At 64.3% G+C, this 15,952-nt stretch carries 16 protein-coding genes; 10 read left to right on the forward strand and 6 right to left on the reverse strand.

The features are described from left to right. The first annotated feature begins 10 nt into the window (after positions 1 to 10). From AB0366_RS08375 to AB0366_RS08385, 3 genes are read left to right on the forward strand one after another with little or no spacing between them, the layout of a single operon-like run. Complete coding sequence (locus tag AB0366_RS08375) at positions 11 to 1,255, forward strand: acyl-CoA dehydrogenase family protein (RefSeq protein ID WP_366243441.1); 1,245 nt, start codon at positions 11 to 13, stop codon at positions 1,253 to 1,255. A gap of 29 nt (positions 1,256 to 1,284) precedes the next feature. Next, positions 1,285 to 2,022 carry an SDR family NAD(P)-dependent oxidoreductase gene (locus AB0366_RS08380; RefSeq protein WP_366243442.1) on the forward strand — a complete coding sequence of 246 codons (738 nt, stop codon included), beginning with the start codon at positions 1,285 to 1,287 and terminating at the stop codon, positions 2,020 to 2,022. After that, entirely contained in the window at positions 2,019 to 3,104 is a 1,086-nt protein-coding gene (locus tag AB0366_RS08385) for a ketoacyl-ACP synthase III family protein (RefSeq protein ID WP_366243443.1), read from the forward strand. Before AB0366_RS08380 ends, AB0366_RS08385 begins: the two co-directional genes overlap by 4 nt. A gap of 205 nt (positions 3,105 to 3,309) precedes the next feature. Here AB0366_RS08385 and AB0366_RS08390 read toward each other — a convergent pair whose 3' ends face one another. Continuing rightward, on the reverse strand, positions 3,310 to 4,611 hold the full coding sequence (locus AB0366_RS08390) for an MFS transporter (protein ID WP_366243444.1): 1,302 nt from the start codon (positions 4,609 to 4,611) through the stop codon (positions 3,310 to 3,312). A gap of 298 nt (positions 4,612 to 4,909) precedes the next feature. Between AB0366_RS08390 and AB0366_RS08395 the strand changes: the two genes are divergently transcribed. Beyond that, on the forward strand, positions 4,910 to 6,319 hold the full coding sequence (locus AB0366_RS08395; protein WP_366243445.1) for an FAD-linked oxidase C-terminal domain-containing protein: 1,410 nt from the start codon (positions 4,910 to 4,912) through the stop codon (positions 6,317 to 6,319). On the opposite strand, the gene AB0366_RS08400 is transcribed toward AB0366_RS08395, so the two are convergent. From AB0366_RS08400 to AB0366_RS08420, 5 genes are all read right to left on the reverse strand, one after another. After that, positions 6,303 to 7,415, reverse strand: a complete 1,113-nt coding sequence (locus AB0366_RS08400; RefSeq protein WP_366243446.1) for a helix-turn-helix domain-containing protein — start codon at positions 7,413 to 7,415, stop codon at positions 6,303 to 6,305. The genes AB0366_RS08395 and AB0366_RS08400 overlap by 17 nt on opposite strands. Positions 7,416 to 7,445: 30 nt before the next feature. Then, positions 7,446 to 7,814, reverse strand: a complete 369-nt coding sequence (gene paaI / locus AB0366_RS08405) for a hydroxyphenylacetyl-CoA thioesterase PaaI (RefSeq protein ID WP_052047418.1) — start codon at positions 7,812 to 7,814, stop codon at positions 7,446 to 7,448. A 23-nt stretch (positions 7,815 to 7,837) separates the two neighbouring features. After that, positions 7,838 to 8,155: an EthD family reductase gene (locus AB0366_RS08410; protein ID WP_366243447.1), complete on the reverse strand. Its 318-nt coding sequence runs from the start codon at positions 8,153 to 8,155 to the stop codon at positions 7,838 to 7,840. Next, positions 8,152 to 10,179, reverse strand: coding sequence for a phenylacetic acid degradation bifunctional protein PaaZ (gene paaZ, locus AB0366_RS08415; protein WP_366243448.1), 2,028 nt, complete (start codon positions 10,177 to 10,179; stop codon positions 8,152 to 8,154). The genes AB0366_RS08410 and paaZ overlap by 4 nt, the downstream gene beginning before the upstream one ends. A gap of 76 nt (positions 10,180 to 10,255) precedes the next feature. Further along, positions 10,256 to 10,867: a TetR/AcrR family transcriptional regulator gene (locus AB0366_RS08420; RefSeq protein WP_128646201.1), complete on the reverse strand. Its 612-nt coding sequence runs from the start codon at positions 10,865 to 10,867 to the stop codon at positions 10,256 to 10,258. A 110-nt stretch (positions 10,868 to 10,977) separates the two neighbouring features. On the opposite strand from AB0366_RS08420, the gene AB0366_RS08425 reads away from it, so the two are divergent. From AB0366_RS08425 to paaB, 6 genes are all read left to right on the forward strand, one after another. Then, on the forward strand, positions 10,978 to 12,177 hold the full coding sequence (locus tag AB0366_RS08425; protein WP_366243449.1) for a thiolase family protein: 1,200 nt from the start codon (positions 10,978 to 10,980) through the stop codon (positions 12,175 to 12,177). Further along, complete coding sequence (locus tag AB0366_RS08430) at positions 12,174 to 12,896, forward strand: enoyl-CoA hydratase/isomerase family protein (RefSeq protein WP_366243450.1); 723 nt, start codon at positions 12,174 to 12,176, stop codon at positions 12,894 to 12,896. The genes AB0366_RS08425 and AB0366_RS08430 overlap by 4 nt, the downstream gene beginning before the upstream one ends. Beyond that, positions 12,893 to 13,744, forward strand: coding sequence for a 3-hydroxyacyl-CoA dehydrogenase family protein (locus tag AB0366_RS08435; RefSeq protein ID WP_366243451.1), 852 nt, complete (start codon positions 12,893 to 12,895; stop codon positions 13,742 to 13,744). The genes AB0366_RS08430 and AB0366_RS08435 overlap by 4 nt, the downstream gene beginning before the upstream one ends. Next, positions 13,741 to 14,511: an enoyl-CoA hydratase-related protein gene (locus AB0366_RS08440; protein WP_366243452.1), complete on the forward strand. Its 771-nt coding sequence runs from the start codon at positions 13,741 to 13,743 to the stop codon at positions 14,509 to 14,511. Before AB0366_RS08435 ends, AB0366_RS08440 begins: the two co-directional genes overlap by 4 nt. A gap of 129 nt (positions 14,512 to 14,640) precedes the next feature. Beyond that, positions 14,641 to 15,588 (forward strand): 1,2-phenylacetyl-CoA epoxidase subunit PaaA, encoded by a 948-nt coding sequence (paaA, locus tag AB0366_RS08445; RefSeq protein WP_366243453.1) that lies wholly within the window; start codon positions 14,641 to 14,643, stop codon positions 15,586 to 15,588. Continuing rightward, complete coding sequence (gene paaB / locus AB0366_RS08450; RefSeq protein ID WP_366243454.1) at positions 15,585 to 15,947, forward strand: 1,2-phenylacetyl-CoA epoxidase subunit PaaB; 363 nt, start codon at positions 15,585 to 15,587, stop codon at positions 15,945 to 15,947. Before paaA ends, paaB begins: the two co-directional genes overlap by 4 nt. Positions 15,948 to 15,952 lie beyond the last annotated feature (5 nt).

Consider the following 15,952-nt stretch of genomic DNA (forward strand, 5'->3'; position numbering starts at 1 on the left):
GTCGGAGATCATGGATTTCACACCCACCCCCGAAATGATTCATTGGCGTGACGTTGCAAGAGATTTTGCGACCGAGGTCATCAGACCCGTTGCGGCGGAACTTGATGCAAAACCCGACCCGGAGGCCGCATGGTCGTGGGCCATTGTCGAAGAAGCCGATGCCCGTGGCCTTCGACAGGCTCCCCTACCGCCGGAGTTCGGCGGCTCGTCCACCGACTATGTCACCAACACAGTCATTCTCGAAGAGATTGCCGCGGCAGACCTAGGCAGCGCCGTCGTGCTGGCGCAACACTGGAAGTTCGGACAGATGTTGTACGAACTGGGCACAACGGACCAGCACGCGCGCTACCTGGCTCGTAACGCTGCCAACCCCAGGGGCTTGTTCGCGGCTTCGTTCACCGAACCCAACGCTGCATCGGACAATCTGCTGCCGTACCGAGCTCCGGGCGCGGGGATGCAGACCTTCGCGCAGAGGGTCGACGGAGGACACGTCATCAACGGGTTCAAGCATTACATCTCCAATGCCAACCGATCCGACACCATTCTGTGTTTCGCGCGAACCGATCGCGAGGGGCCCATCACGGAGTCGGTGACAGCATTCGTCGTCCCCGCCGACTCACCGGGACTGCGAATCGGGAAAGTGCACGACAAGAGCGGGGAGAGAATCGCGAACAACTCCGAGATCTTCTACGAGGGAGTGTTCGTTCCCGACGGGGCAACGCTGGGCGAGCCTGGCCTTGCCCTGCAGAGCGTGGGTCGGCTTCTGCGCGCCAGCAATTCGTACGCGGCTGCTTGTGCACTCGGTATTGCCCGTGAATGTTTCGACCGCACACTCGACTGGTGTCGACACCGAGTGCAGGGCGGCAAGCCAATTGTCGAACATCAAGCTGTCGGGTCCTACCTCGCCGACATGTACGTCAACGTCGACCTCACCCGCAACTACATCTGGCGAGCGGCGTGGCAGGCACGATCACCCGAGACATTCGACCCCATCCTCGCCATCACGCCCAAGCTCGTTGCCTCCGAGCGGGTCTTCGAGTCCGCACGCAAGGCGATGGAGTTGTGGGGCGGTGCGGGCGTGATGCGCGAGAACGGAATCGAGAAGCTTCTGCGCGACGCCTCCATCTGGCTGCACTCGGATGGGACCAACATCATCATGCGTGAACGCCTGGCCAACGTTCTCCGGGCGGGCGGCCGGAATTCCGCAGCCTGGGATCGGGTGCAGGAGAACGCGCCGATGGTCGGCATCATTTGATCTCCGAGACCAAGCAGACGGGAAGGCACATGGACCTGCGCGACAAGGTGGCAGTGGTCACCGGGGGAACCAGCGGTTTGGGAGCAAGCATCGCCGAGTCGCTACTCATCGCCGGAGCACATGTCACGTGCGCCGCACGCCGCGAGCACCACTTCACTTCCATCGCACAGCTGAGCCCCGCCCGGGCCCGCTACGCGCCGGTCGACATCCTCGACCGGTACTCGATCGACGACTTGTTCGCTGGAGTCGCAGCCGAGTTCGGACGGGTGGACATCGTCGTCGCCAATGCCGGCATCACCAATGACGGACTCATCGAGACAATAGATCCGGACGATTGGCGAGCCGTAATCGACACCAATGTGACCGGAACATTCAACTGCATTCAATCGGCCCTACCGCATCTGCCGAACGGCACCGGACGCATCATTATCGTCTCCTCTGCTCTGTCCACCCGACCCTCGGTGGGCGCGAGTGCGTACTGTGTCTCCAAGGCTGCGCTCGACATGTTGACGAAAGTATGCGCAGAAGAGACCGCGGAGCGCGGGATCACCGTCAACGCGGTGGCCCCGGGATTCATCGATACCGGGATGGGACAGCGCTTGACGTCGAACGACATCGCCTGGGACGAGGTCAGTCCGCGCTTGCTGTCGAACCGAAAGGGAGCTGGATACGAAATCGGTGACAGCGTCAGGTTCCTCGCCTCCCACCGAGGCAACTACATCAACGGTCACGTACTCGAGGTAAACGGGGGATTGCGGTGGTCATGACTTATGAGTCGACGAACCCTGTTTCTTCGAAGCACTATCCGACCATTCTGGGGGCATCCAGCTCGATACCCGACGGACGAGTCGAGACCGAGCCAGGCCGGACAGCCTCTGTCGCAACGACATCCGGACCAGAACTGGCCGTCGACGCAGCAGTCGCCGTCATCGAATCAGCAGGGGTCGACCCCGGCGACATCTCTTTGGTGCTGCACGCCTGGAGTCATTACCAAGGTCACGACTTCTGGTCACCGGCGCACTACGTCGCACACTGTGTCGGGGCGCTGTCTGCGATGCCCATCGGCATCAATCAAATGTGCAACGGCGCTGCTGCGGCGATCGAAATCGCGCAGGACCGACTGGGAAGACAACACCCGTCCGGCAGAGGCGGGCTATGCCTCATCACCACGGGCGACTCGTTCAAGTCGCCTGGTTTTGATCGACAGGCCAGCGATTACGGCAGTGTCTACGGAGACGGAGGAACTGCCCTACTCCTCGGTCCCGGTGTTGTCGAAACGACTGGAGGACTATGCATCCGAGCAGTGGCAAGTGATGCCGCACCCGAACTGGAGGTTATGAACCGCGGCGCGGATCCGTTTGCGCCGGCTGCACGGTGGTACCGCGGAACAGTCGACGTGCGCGATGCCAAGAAGCGACACCTTCGCACGGCTGAACCGGGTGCTTACGCAGATCGAGAGCGCCGGGCCATTGACACTGTAGTGCAGCGCGTTCTCCATGAGATCGGAATCGACGGTGAGGACTCTCGCATTCGTGCCGTTTTCACACCCAGACTCAACAGCGACATTCTCGAATCGACGTACCGCCCGCTTCTACAGCGGTGGTTTCATGCACCAATGGTGGATTACGGCGAACAAACTGGGCATCTCGGGGCCGGCGACCTCATCGGCAACCTGGCCGATGCGATCGCCGATCGCACCATCGACGACTCAGAGGGGATCTACATTCTACTGAGTGCAGGTGCCGGGTTTACCTGGAGTGCAGTTGCCGTAGAGAACCTCCCCGACCGGCGGGATCTGTCGGGTGCAACCCCAACAGCGGCCCCACGCAGCAACGTAATTGTACTTTGACGTCAGCCGCCCCGATCCAGACCACAGCAATCTGCACATGTTGTCGCGCCAGAAAGAGCGGTTCCCGACGCTGTAGTGAACCCGACTACGCTTGCTTTTAGGCCGAGTCACATCAGATCGACGGTCTATTCCATCAGCCGCAACAAGTTCCGACACACGACAGCCCCGAAACCTGAGAGGTTTCGGGGCTGTCGTTGCAAACATGTCAGACGTTCAAATCCTCGTCTCGACGGTTTTTGATGCGCGAGGTTGCCACGAAGGAGATCGCCGCCAGGATCATCAGGTAGATCGAGATCGACATCGAGGTACCGGTTCCCGTGAACAACGCCTCGGAGATGGTCGGAACGAAGGCACCACCGAGCACGGTGCCGATGGCGTAACCGATGGACGCACCACTGAATCGCACTGCTGCGGGGAACATTTCGGCGTACAGAGCCGGCTGAGGGCCGTACGACAGTCCGAGTCCGACGGCGAACAGTCCGAGGGCCACGTAGATCCAGTGCAGTTCACCGGTGTCGACGAGCAAGAAGAACGGGATGGCGCACAACACCATTGCCGCGTTACCGAGGTTCATGATGGTGGTTCGGGCGTAACGATCGGACAGATGCGCGCCGAGGAGGGTGAACACTCCCCAGACGATGGCCGCGAACAAGCTGGCCACCAACACGTCCACGCGAGCCAGCCCGTGTTCACGCGTCGAGTACGCGACGATGAAACCGCCCACGATGATGTAGCCGTTGCCGTTCGTGCCGATGAACGACAGCGCAGCGAGCATGACCTGCTTCTTGTTGGTGCGCCACAGCGAACGGACCGGAGTGTGGTTGCGCTCCTTGCGTTCCGAGAGCTCCTTGAACACCGGCGTCTCCTCGACGCGACGTCGGATGTAGAAGCCGACGAGAATGAGCACGAAGCTGATCAGGAACGGGATGCGCCAGCCCCAGGCCTCGAACTGCTCTTCGCTGAGCAGACCGGTGCACAGCGCCAGAGTTCCCACCGCGATGAGCATGCCGAGCGGGACACCCATCTGGGTTGCGGCACCGTAGATTCCACGCTTGCCCTTCGGCGCGTGCTCGACGGCCATCAGCGCCGCACCGCCCCACTCGCCGCCGGTGGAGAATCCCTGCAGGATGCGCAGCACGATCAGAATGATCGGAGCCCAGATGCCGATGGTGGCGTAGGTCGGCAGCAGTCCCATGCCGACGGTGGCCGCGCCCATCAGGGTGAGGGTGGCTATGAGGACCTTCTTGCGGCCGATCTTGTCGCCGAAGTAGCCCGCGACGATTGCCCCGAGAGGCCGGAAGATGAAGCTGATGCCGATGGTGACGTAGGCGACGAGCTGTCCGGACGAGCCCATGGGCGCGAAGAACAATTGGGCGAAGATCAGCGACGCTGCCTGCGCGTAGATGAAGAAGTCGTACCACTCGACCGTGGTTCCGACCATGCTGGCCATCGCGGCGCGGCGATGCTCGCGCGACACCCCGGTAGGCGTCTCGACCTGTGTTGACATCGACTTGTCTCGTTTCGTTCGGGCTCCGGCGCTCGAATACAGGAGCGGCGATTCGGAGTGTCGTGAGGCAGGGTAATAGGGTTGGAACACGAACAATCTCGGCGACCGAAAACCGGATATAACTCACCGTCCATTCGGTCGGTAATCACTGTGACCGTCGACACGATGGTTTGTCAAGGTGGCGCAGGCCATGACGAGCATGGTCAGCCACAAGTTCGTCGAAATCTACCGACCGAAGCGCAAGTATTCGTCCGAAACGACGCAGACACCGCCAGTGACGCCGGTCATACTCGAACTCATGACTGCACCATCGTCGACGCTCGTGCTCGACTCTCCGATCCTCGACGAATTGACGCGCGCGCTCGGCTCCGACGCGGTGGTGACCGACCCGGACATCCTCGAAAGCTACCGACGTGACGCGGCAGCCCTCTGCGAATCCACCCTTCCGCTCGCCGCGGTACTACCGACCACCGAGTCGGACGTCCAGGCGATCATGAGCATCGCGTCGGCACACCGCATTCCGGTGGTGCCACAGGGTGCATTGACCGGCCTGGCGGGTGCTGCAAATTCCAGTGCCGGAGCCATCGCACTCAACACCCGCCGCATGAACAAGATCATCGAACTCGACATCGTCAACCGCATCGCCGTCGTGCAACCCGGCGTGACGAACAAAGAACTGAAAGACGCTGCTCGAGAACAGGGTCTGACGTATCTTCCCGACCCGTCCAGCTGGGAGGCGTCGACCATCGGGGGCAACATCGCCACCAACGCAGGTGGGCTCTGCTGCGTGAAGTACGGCGTCACAGCACGGTTCGTGCGTGGCCTGCGTGTCGTACTCGCCGACGGCCGCGCGACGTTCGTGGGTCGACGCACCGTCAAAGGTGTTGCAGGCCTGTCTCTTGCGGACTTGTTCGTCGGATCGGAGGGAACCCTCGGCATCATCACCGAGGCCACCGTCGGCCTCGACTTCCCCAGTGCAACCCCGCTCACGATGGCCGCTACCTTCCCGTCCACTGTCGCTGCAGGAGAGGCAGTGTCGCGGATTCGTGCGGCAGGTATCACCCCGAGCCTGTTCGAGCTGTTGGACCGCACCACCATTGCCGCCATCGACGCCTACGCGCGGATGGATTTCGGTACCGACGCCGCCGCAGTGCTGATCGCACAGTCCGACATCGGCGACGGTGCCGTGCAGGAACTCGAAGCCATTGCCGCGCTGTGCACCGAATCCGGCGCGGTGGACGTAGCCGTCGCCGAGGACGAAGTCGAGTCGGAGCAGCTCGTTCAGGCCCGTCGAATGGCCTACCCTGCGCTCGAGCGGCTGGGTTCACCGTTGGTCGACGATGTGTCCGTACCCATTTCACAACTCGCGACGATGATCGACGAGGTTGGTCGGGTCGCAGATCGGCTGGGCATCGTCATCGGAGTCGTCGGCCACGCCGGCGACGGCAACATCCATCCGACGGTCATCGTCGACCCCATCGATCCGGCATCGTTGGCCAAGGCCCACCGAGCATTCGACGAGATCGCGGCCTTCGCTCTCTCACTCGGGGGAACCATCACCGGCGAGCACGGAGTGGGACTGCTCAAGCGGGACCTTCTCGAAACCGAACTCGACCCGGTCGCAGCCGAACTGCAGCGTGGCATCAAGGAACTACTGGACCCGCATTATCTGCTCAATCCAGGCAAGGTGCTCACCGTCCGGCCCTGAGCCGGAGCGACATCCACACGAGCAATCGGGTATCGGGATCATCGAGATCGAGATCGAAGAGTTCCTTCGTCCGCCGCAGCCGGTAGCGAAAGGTGTTGGCGTGCAGATACAGCGATGCCGACGCTGCGGCGACGTTGGATTCGTGCGCGAGTAGGGCCAGCACCGTCGCGCCGTAGTCGGTACCTTCGGCAGCGTCGTAGGAGAGCATCCGTTCGACGGCCGGAATCGCCAGTGGCACGTCCGAGAGCGCATCGGTCGCCCTGTTCAGAGTGACCGGTACCCGACTCTGCTCGAATGTTGTGGTAGGCGAACCGTTCTCGATCGCATCGAGCGCCCAGTGTGCGTGACTACGCGCCACCGAAGGTCGCGCATGCGGCCCGCCGATCGCGAAGGTCACCGGCACACCGAATGCCACCTCCGCCCGCCGTCGGACCTCCTCGGCCTCCTCGGCGACACCGCGGTCGTCGTCCCTGGCCACGACGAAGAACACGACGTGATCGTCGACGATGAACCCGGAATCTGCATCACCGCCGAACGTGAGCTCCAACAGACCCCCGAGCTGCACGAGCAGGGCCTCGGGTTGCGCAGAGTCAACCTTCGCTGCCACGACCGCGAAGCAGCTATCGGGCGAGGTGACGACGGCGGGATCGGTCAACAACGCACGTGCCCTGGGGTTACCGGGTCCGGCCGGACGACGTCGAGCGAGGAGCAGTGGCACCGCCGCAGCGGCCGCGCGAGTCAATGCGGTCACCGCCCCGCGATCGGGTGGGCCAGACGGAGCCGTGGACACGATGCACCAGATCGAGCCGAGGTACTCGCCGTCCGACGAGACGGCCACCGCCAGTCGCGGCAACGCGCCCGGAACATCGACCACGTGGACCGTCGAACTGCGCCGAAAGAGCGGATCGATGTGGTGCACCATGTATCGGGCCGGGACCTGCTTACCCAGAATCCCGTCGCGCCGCACGTCGTCGATCGGCTGGCCTGGAACGGACGAGTATGCAACGACGTAACCCTGCGGATCCATCACCGACACTGCGCCGCCCACTGCCGTGGCAGTTGCGTCTGCCAGCGCCGAGAGGTCTGCAGTGGTCATCGACTCACAGTACTTCCACGTGCTGGATCGCTACCGCGCTATCGTGCGACTGTCGCCTCGGAACTCCGCGATCAGCTCACCTCGGCACGTCACCGACACGTCGTACAGCCCGTTGCGGCCGAACCTCGCACGCTCGACGGCGTCTGCGACCAGGACGTCGCCGGTCTTCGTCGGACGCAGGTAACGAATGTCGCAGCGGGCCGCGACGGCCGAGTCCTCGTGGGAGTTGCAGGCCATCGCGAAGGTGGTGTCCGCCAACAGGAACACGTAGCCGCCGTGGGTGATGGCGTACCCGTTGACCATGTCCTCGGTGACGACCATGGACATCCTGGCGTGCCCGGGTGACAGTTCGATCAATTCGATTCCGAGCTTGCGCGACGCGGCGTCGACCTCGAACATCTCGCGGGCGATAGGCGAATCGGTCACGGCTGCAACACCGACCGCTCGTTCTGGGTGAACATCGTGACGCCGCCGGTCGCGAAGTTGCGCAGATCCTTGCCTGCGGCCTTCATCTCGGGCGAGGCCAGTCCCGTCTTCAGCGATGCCTCGTCCGCGAAATGCAGGCCGGCGATCGCGTAGTACGGCGGTGGTGAATCGTCGAGTGAGTCGAGCGTGCCCCAGGTGAAGTCGATCAGACCGGGGACAGCGCGAGCGAGGGGCATGTGCACCTCGGCGTAGTGGCGGTCGAATGCGGCCGGGTCCTCAGGCACTCCGTAACAGACGGCTACTCGAATGCTCATGATGCGGCCTCCGGCTTCGCGACGAGAGTGAGCACGTCGTACGTGGCGACCGGGTCACCGTCCTGGTTGACGACCACTGCGTCCCAACGCACCTCACCGTAATCGGCACTCTGACGCGGAGTGATCAACTTGGCGGTCAATGTCACCGTCAAAGAATCCTCGGCCTTGACGGGGGTCAGGAAGCGGAGGCTGTCGACGCCGAAGTTCGCGAGCACGGGGCCAGGTGCCGGGTCGACGAACAGCCCTGCGGCGAGCGAGACCACCAGGTAGCCGTGCGCGACGATTCCGCCGAACAACGGATTGGCAGCTGCCGCTTCGGGATCGGTGTGCGCATAGAAGGTGTCGCCGGTGAACTCGGCGAAGTGATCGATGTCCGCACGGGTGACCTGCCGGGGCCCACCGACGATGGTGTCGCCCAGTTTCAGCTCGCCGAGGTTCTTTCGGAACGGGTGGACGTCACCGGTCGTCTGCTTCGCGCCGGTGACCCACTTGTTGCCGATGGCCGTCAGCACATCCGGTGTTCCCTGAATTGCGGTGCGCTGCATGTGGTGCAGTACGCCGCGAATACCGCCGAGTTCTTCACCGCCGCCCGCTCGGCCCGGACCGCCGTGCACCAGAACCGGCAGTGGCGAGCCGTGGCCGGTCGATTCCTTGGCGTCCTCCGAGTTCAGGACCAGAATGCGGCCGTGGTACGGCGCACTGCCCAGGACGATCTCGCGCGCGATGGCGGAATCCTTGGTCACGAGAGATGCGACCAGAGAACCCTTTCCGCGGGCCACGAGATCGAGCAGGTCTGCAGTGCTGTCGTATCCGATGACGGTCGAGACGGGACCGAAGGCCTCGATCTCGTGCGGTTCGGTGGCCGCTTTGTCGCCGGCCTTCAGCAACACCGGTGCCATGAACGCGCCCGCTCGCTGATCCACGGTTTCCGGGTCGCCGTAGACCACCGCGGCGGACTTGGTCAGTCCGCGAATGGATTTGAGGACCTCGTCGCGCTGTTCGATGCTCGCCAGCGCACCCATGGTGACACCCTCGTCGGCAGGATCACCGACGACCACCTTCTCGAGCTTGGCCTTCAGCGCCTCGATGACGGGCTCGACCGAGTCCTGCGGAACCAGCACACGGCGAATGGCCGTGCACTTCTGCCCGGCCTTGGAGGTCATCTCGGCGAAGACGCCCTTGACGAACAGATCGAACTCCGGATCGCTCTGTGTCACATCCGAACCCAGGATGGATGCGTTCAGCGAGTCGGCCTCGGCGGTGAAGTGCAGCCCCTCGCCGACGACGTTGGGGTGTGAGCGCAGGGTAGCTGCGGTATCGGCCGATCCGGTGAACGCCACCGAGTCCTGGCCGCCGAGGTGGTCGAGTACACCGCGGGCACTGCCGCAGAGCAGCTGGACCGAACCCTCGGGCAGCAGGCCCGACTCTATGATTCGGCGGAACACCAGCTCGGTGAGGTATGCAGTTTGGCTGGCGGGCTTGACGATCGACGGCACACCGGCGATGAACGCGGGTGCCAGCTTCTCGAGGAAGCCCCAGACGGGGAAGTTGAAGGCGTTGATCTGCACGGCGACACCGCGCCGCGAGGTGTAGATGTGCTGACCGAGGAAGGTGCCCTTCTTGCCGAGCTGCTCGATGGCACCGTCGAGATAGACCGTCTCGTTGGGGAGTTCGCGTCGGGCCTTGCTCGCGTAGCTCAGTACGGTGCCGAATCCGCCGTCGATGTCGACTCCGGAATCTCGCACGGTCGCTCCGGTGTGTCGCGACAGTTCGTAGAACTCTTCCTTACCGGCCAGCAGTGTCAGGCCCAATTGCTTGAGCAGCGCAGCGCGTTCGTGGAACGTCAGGGCCGCGAGTGCGGGCCCTCCGACGGTGCGGGCGTAGTCGATCATGCCTGCGACATCGAGTCCGCTGGACGACACCCGGGCGATTTCACTGCCGTCGACGGCGCTCAGCAGCGGCGCTCCCTCGTCGGTCGCGGAATACCACGCTCCCTGGGCATAGCTTTCCAGAAGTCTGCTCACAACGCCTCCATCTCACCGTACGTTCGGTCGGTAATTACCATCGCCGTCGAATGCCGAGATGTCAAGACTCACTCTCCTACGTGCGGCGCAGGCCGTCGAATGTCAGCGCCACCACGGCGTCGGCCAACTCTTCGACCGAACCACCGGTACGCGGGCGGTACCACTCGATGAGCGAGTTCACCGTGCCGAACACGAGCTTGGACGCCAATGCCGGATCCACCCCTGGACGCAGGTCACCCTCTTCGGCGGCGGCGACCACGAGCCCGGTGACGAAGGAATCGAATTCGCGGCGACGAGCGAGGGCACGGCGCTCGACGTCGGTGTTGCCGCGGACGCGCAGCAGCAGCGTGACGTAGGGCAACTCTGCACACAGGATGTCCACGCTGCGACGAACCAGGTATTCGAGGCGGTCGATGTACCGCCCGGTGGTCGCCCGATCCTCGGTCGTCACCGCGAAGAGAGCGTTGAGCGCCCTGGAGAGCGCCAGTTCGAGAAGCTCCGACTTGCCCGATACGTGGTGGTAGATCGAGGACTTGGTGATGCCGAGCCGCTTCGCCAGAACTTCCATGCTGGTGCCGTCGTAGCCACGGTCGTTGAAGACCTTGACCGCCACGGCCAACAAGGAATCCAGGTCGTATCCCGGCCGGCCTGGCAGTCCGGTCTTGCGCGGCGCGCGTGCGGTTGTCATGTCCACATCTTCTCAGCCGACGGCCGATTCCACAGCACCACGGGCAGCAGGTCTTGCCAAACGACCGAATGTTCGGTTATCTAGACGCAACCGTACGAAGGAGATTTCCAGTGGGCGAAGTATTTCTCGTGGCCGGCGCGCGCACGCCGCACGGACGTTACGGCGGTGCGCTGTCGACCGTGCGCCCCGACGACCTGGCCGGGATCGTCGTCGCCGAGGCCGTCCGCCGAGCGGGCGTGCCCGTCGATCGAATCGACGAGGTCATTCTCGGTGCCGCGAACCAGGCAGGCGAGGACAATCGCGATGTGGCCAGAATGGCGGTTCTGCTCGCAGGACTCCCCCACACGGTGCCGGGATACACCGTCAACCGACTGTGCGCGAGCGGTCTGACGGCAGTGGCCAACGCCGCGAGCACCATTCGCAGCGGTGAAGCCGACGTCATCGTCGCCGGTGGCGTCGAGTCCATGACCCGTGCGCCCTGGGTCATGGCCAAGCCCGGTACGGCGTGGGCCAAACCGGGTGAGATCTTCGATACCGCCCTCGGCTGGCGCTTCACCAATCCGACCTTCGCCGCGCACGACGCAGGGACCGATCCCAAGATCACCCTGTCGATGGGCGAGACCGCCGAGGAGGTCGCGCTCAGCGAAGGCATCACCCGCGCCGAGTCCGACGCCTTTGCCTTCCGCAGCCAGCAGCGCGCCGTCGCCGCTCAGGACGCAGGCCGCTTCGCCGACGAGATCGTGCCCGTCTCGACCAAGAACGGCGACGTCACCGAGGACGAGACACCGCGGCGCGGAACCACTCTGGAGAAGCTCGGCACCCTGAAGACCGTGTTCCGCAAGGACGGCATCGTCACTGCGGGCACCTCCTCGCCGTTCACCGACGGGGCGTCGGCGCTGGTGGTGGCGTCCGAGGAGGCCGTGAACAAGTACGGCCTCGAGGTCCGCGGCCGCATCGTCACCAGTGCGAGCGCCGGTATCGCGCCGCACATCATGGGGCTCGGTCCGGTGCCGTCCACGCAGAAGGCGCTCTCTCGCGCAGGATGGACGGCGGACGACCTCGGTGCCGTCGAGCTCAACGAAGCTTTCGCGGCACAGTCACTCGGCGTCATCCGCCAGTTGAAGCTGAACGAGGACATCGTCAATGCCGACGGCGGGGCGATCGCACTCGGCCACCCTCTCGGCTCGTCGGGCGCGCGAATCCTGTTGACGCTGTTGGGCCGGATGGAACGCGAGAAGGCGTCCCGCGGTCTCGCGACCCTGTGTGTCGGCGTCGGGCAAGGCGTATCGATGTTGATCGAGGCACCGTGAACACACTCGTCGTCGAGGAGCAGGCCGACCGCGTCGTCGTCACGCTGGCTCGTGAGAAGCAGCGCAATGCGATCGACGCCGAGATGATCGGTGAGTTGCACGAGGTGTGCGCGCTCGTCGAGCAGGATCCGAAGATCGTCGTTCTGACCGGTGAGGGCGAGCACTTCGCCGGAGGTGCCGACATCAACCAGCTGCGCGCCCGTACCCGCGACGACGCATTGCGCGGCATCAACCGAAACCTGTTCGACCGCATCGCCGCACTGCCACTGCCGACGATCGCCGCAGTGCGCGGCTACGCCCTCGGCGGCGGAGCAGAACTGTCCTACGCCTGCGACATCCGCATCGCGTCGTCGACGGCTGTGTTCGGCAATCCCGAACCGGGACTGGGCATCATGGCCGCTGCCGGCGCCAGTTACCGGTTGCCGACGTTGGTGGGTGTCTCCGTCGCGAAGCAGATTCTCCTCGGCGGCCGGACGCTCGACGCCGACGCCGCACTCCGATCCGGCCTGGTGCTGGACATCGTGGACGAGCCGCTGGCCGCCGCGCATGCTCTCGCGGATCGCATTGCCAAGCAAGCACCACTGGCTTTGACACTGACAAAGAAGATTCTCGATGCGCCGGGTTCACATCCATGGGCCGACGACATCGCGCAGGCCGTGCTGTTCGAGACCGAAGACAAACAACGCCGAATGACGGCATTCCTGGAGAAGAAAAAATGACAGTTCCCTCGAAAGTGGCTGTTGTCGGTGGCGGACGCATGGGTGCGGGGATCGCGCAGGTCTTCGCGGCCCTCGGTTCCACCGTCGTCATCGCCGAAGCAGGCGACCAGACTGCAGCCCTCGGTCGAGTCGAGACAGGCTTGGCCCGAGCGCACGAGCGCGGCAAGCTCAGCGAGGACCCGTCGGCCATTCTCGCCCGGGTCTCCACCGTCGCGGGGCCGGCAGATCTCCCCGCCGAGCTCGATCTGATCGTCGAAGCGGTGCCCGAGATCCCGTCGCTCAAGGTCGAGGTCCTCGCCCTCGTCGACAAGATCGCCGGGGCTCAGACCGTCATCGCGTCGAACACGAGCTCGATCTCCATCGCCGAACTCGGCGCGGCGCTGAGTGATCCGAGCCGCTTCGTCGGGATGCACTTCTTCAACCCTGTTCCGGCGTCGACTCTCGTCGAGATCGTGCGCGCGCCGGCCACCTCCGCGGACGTGGTGGAGCGAGTACGGCAGTGGGTCTCGCTGCTCGGCAAGACCGAGGTGCTCGTCAACGACTCCCCCGGTTTCGCTACGTCCCGGCTCGGCGTCTGCCTCGGGCTCGAAGCCATCCGGATGTTGGAGGAAGGCGTCGCCGACGCCGAATCCATCGATCGAGCCATGGAACTCGGCTACAAGCACCCGATGGGCCCGTTGCGGTCGACCGACCTCGTCGGGTTGGACGTTCGGCTCGCGATCGCAGAACACCTGGCGTCGACGCTCGGCGACAGGTTCACTCCCCCGCAATTGTTGCGAGACATGGTTGCTCGCGGCGATATCGGACGCAAGTCCGGTCGCGGCTTTCACGATTGGACGAACGCATGACGGTACGGTTCGACATCACCGACGGCCTGGCGACCATCACCCTCGCTCGTCCCGAAGCGCACAACGCGCTCGACGTGACGACGAAGCTCGCGCTGGCGGAAGCGGTGGAGAACGCCGACGCACCCGACGTGCGCGCGGTGCTCATCACCGCCGAGGGCAAGAACTTCTGCGTCGGTCAGGATCTCGGTGAGCACGTCGCCGCGCTCGAGGCCGACCCTGCTACGGCGATGGATACCGTCGGCGAGCACTACAACCCGGTGATCAGGGGACTCGCTGCGCTCGAGGTGCCGATCGTCGTCGCCATCCCCGGTGCGTGCGTCGGCGCTGGTCTCGGAATCGCACTCGCCGGGGACATCCGCGTCGCGGGCACCAAGTCCTCCTTCGCGACGGCGTTCACCGGCATTGGCTTGGCTTCCGACTCCGGTTTGAGTTTCGCTCTGGTCGAGGCACTGGGATCGAGCCGGGCCGCGGGTCTGATGTTGCTCGGTGACAGGGTCACCGCCGCCCAGGCCCTCGACTGGGGTCTGGTGCACCGCGTCGTCGACGACGCCGACGTTCTCGAGACCGCCCGCACGCTCGCCACCTCCCTCGCTGCCGGCCCCACCCAGGCGTACCGGCAGGTGAAGTCGCTGATCAGGAGGCCCGGACTCTCCGACGCCCTGAACCGCGAAGCGCAGGCACAGACCGCTCTGGGCCAGACCGTCGACCACAAGGCCGCCGTCGACGCCTTCCTGAACAAGACGAGAGCCTCCTTCGTCGGCATGTGAGCGGAAACTCGACCCCTGCTACGAAGTTTCGCGCACGTGCGGCGAAGCCGCTCTCGCCGCACTTGTGCCGGGGGTCACTTCGATGCATACTGGTTACCAACCGATCATTCGGTAATGAAAGTAGGACTTATGACCACGTCAAACACCCTGTCCGCCGAGTCGTTGCAGGACGGGTTCGACGAGACCATTGCCCACGAGCAGCGCGTCGAGCCTCGTGACTGGATGCCCGACGGCTATCGCAAGTCGCTCATTCGCCAGATCGCTCAGCATGCGCACTCCGAGATCATCGGAATGCAGCCGGAGGGCAACTGGCTCACCCGCGCACCGTCGCTGCGCCGCAAGGCCATCCTGATGGCCAAGGTGCAGGACGAGGCCGGCCACGGCCTCTACCTCTACTCCGCCGCCGAAACTCTGGGAGCGGACCGCGCCGACCTGACGGTCAAGCTCATCGACGGCAAGCAGAAGTACTCCTCGATCTTCAACTATCCCACCCTGACGTACGCCGACGTGGGCACCATCGGCTGGCTCGTCGACGGCGCAGCGATCTGCAACCAGGTCCCCCTGTGCCGCAGCAGCTTCGGGCCGTACGCACGCGCGATGATCCGCGTCTGCAAGGAAGAGTCCTTCCACCAGCGTCAGGGATACGAACTGCTCGCGACGATGATGCGCGGCACCGACGAACAGCGCGCCATGGTTCAGGAATCGGTGAACCGCTGGTGGTGGCCGGCACTGATGATGTTCGGCCCGCCGGACGACGAGTCCCCCAATACCGAGCAGTCCATGAAGTGGGGCATCAAGCGCCACACCAACGACGAACTGCGCCAACGCTTCGTCGACATGTCGATCCCGCAGGCGAAGGCACTGGGCGTCACGTTCCCGGACCCGGATCTGAAGTGGAACGACGAACGCAAGTCGCACGATTTCGGCGAGCCCGACTGGTCCGAGTTCATGCAGGTGATCAAGGGCAACGGTGCCTCCAACGTCGAGCGCATCGCGAACCGTCGCGCAGCGCACGACGGCGGTGCCTGGGTCCGTGAGGCCGCCACCGCATTTGCCGAAAGGAACGCAGCATCATGACGGAATTCACTGCCGAGGGCGGCCACGGCGCGGTTCCCACCGAGAACGTGCCGGTCGAGCCGAAACGGGAAGCAGTCAAGGCAGATTGGCCGCTGTACGAGGTGTTCCTGCGCGGTAAGCGCGGCCTGAACCACGTGCATGTCGGATCGCTGCACGCCGCCGACGACCACATGGCACTGCGGCACGCGCGAGACGTCTACACCCGACGCAACGAAGGCGTCAGCATCTGGGTGGTTCCGTCCAACTCGGTCGTCGCGTCGTCGCCGTCGGAGAAGGATCCGTTCTTCGCGCCGAGCGGCGACAAGGTGTACCGCCACCCGACGTTCTACGAGATCCCCGACAACGTCCCCCACATGTGAAACCG

Source organism: Rhodococcus sp. NPDC076796, from assembly GCF_040702765.1.
Taxonomy (GTDB): domain Bacteria; phylum Actinomycetota; class Actinomycetes; order Mycobacteriales; family Mycobacteriaceae; genus Rhodococcoides.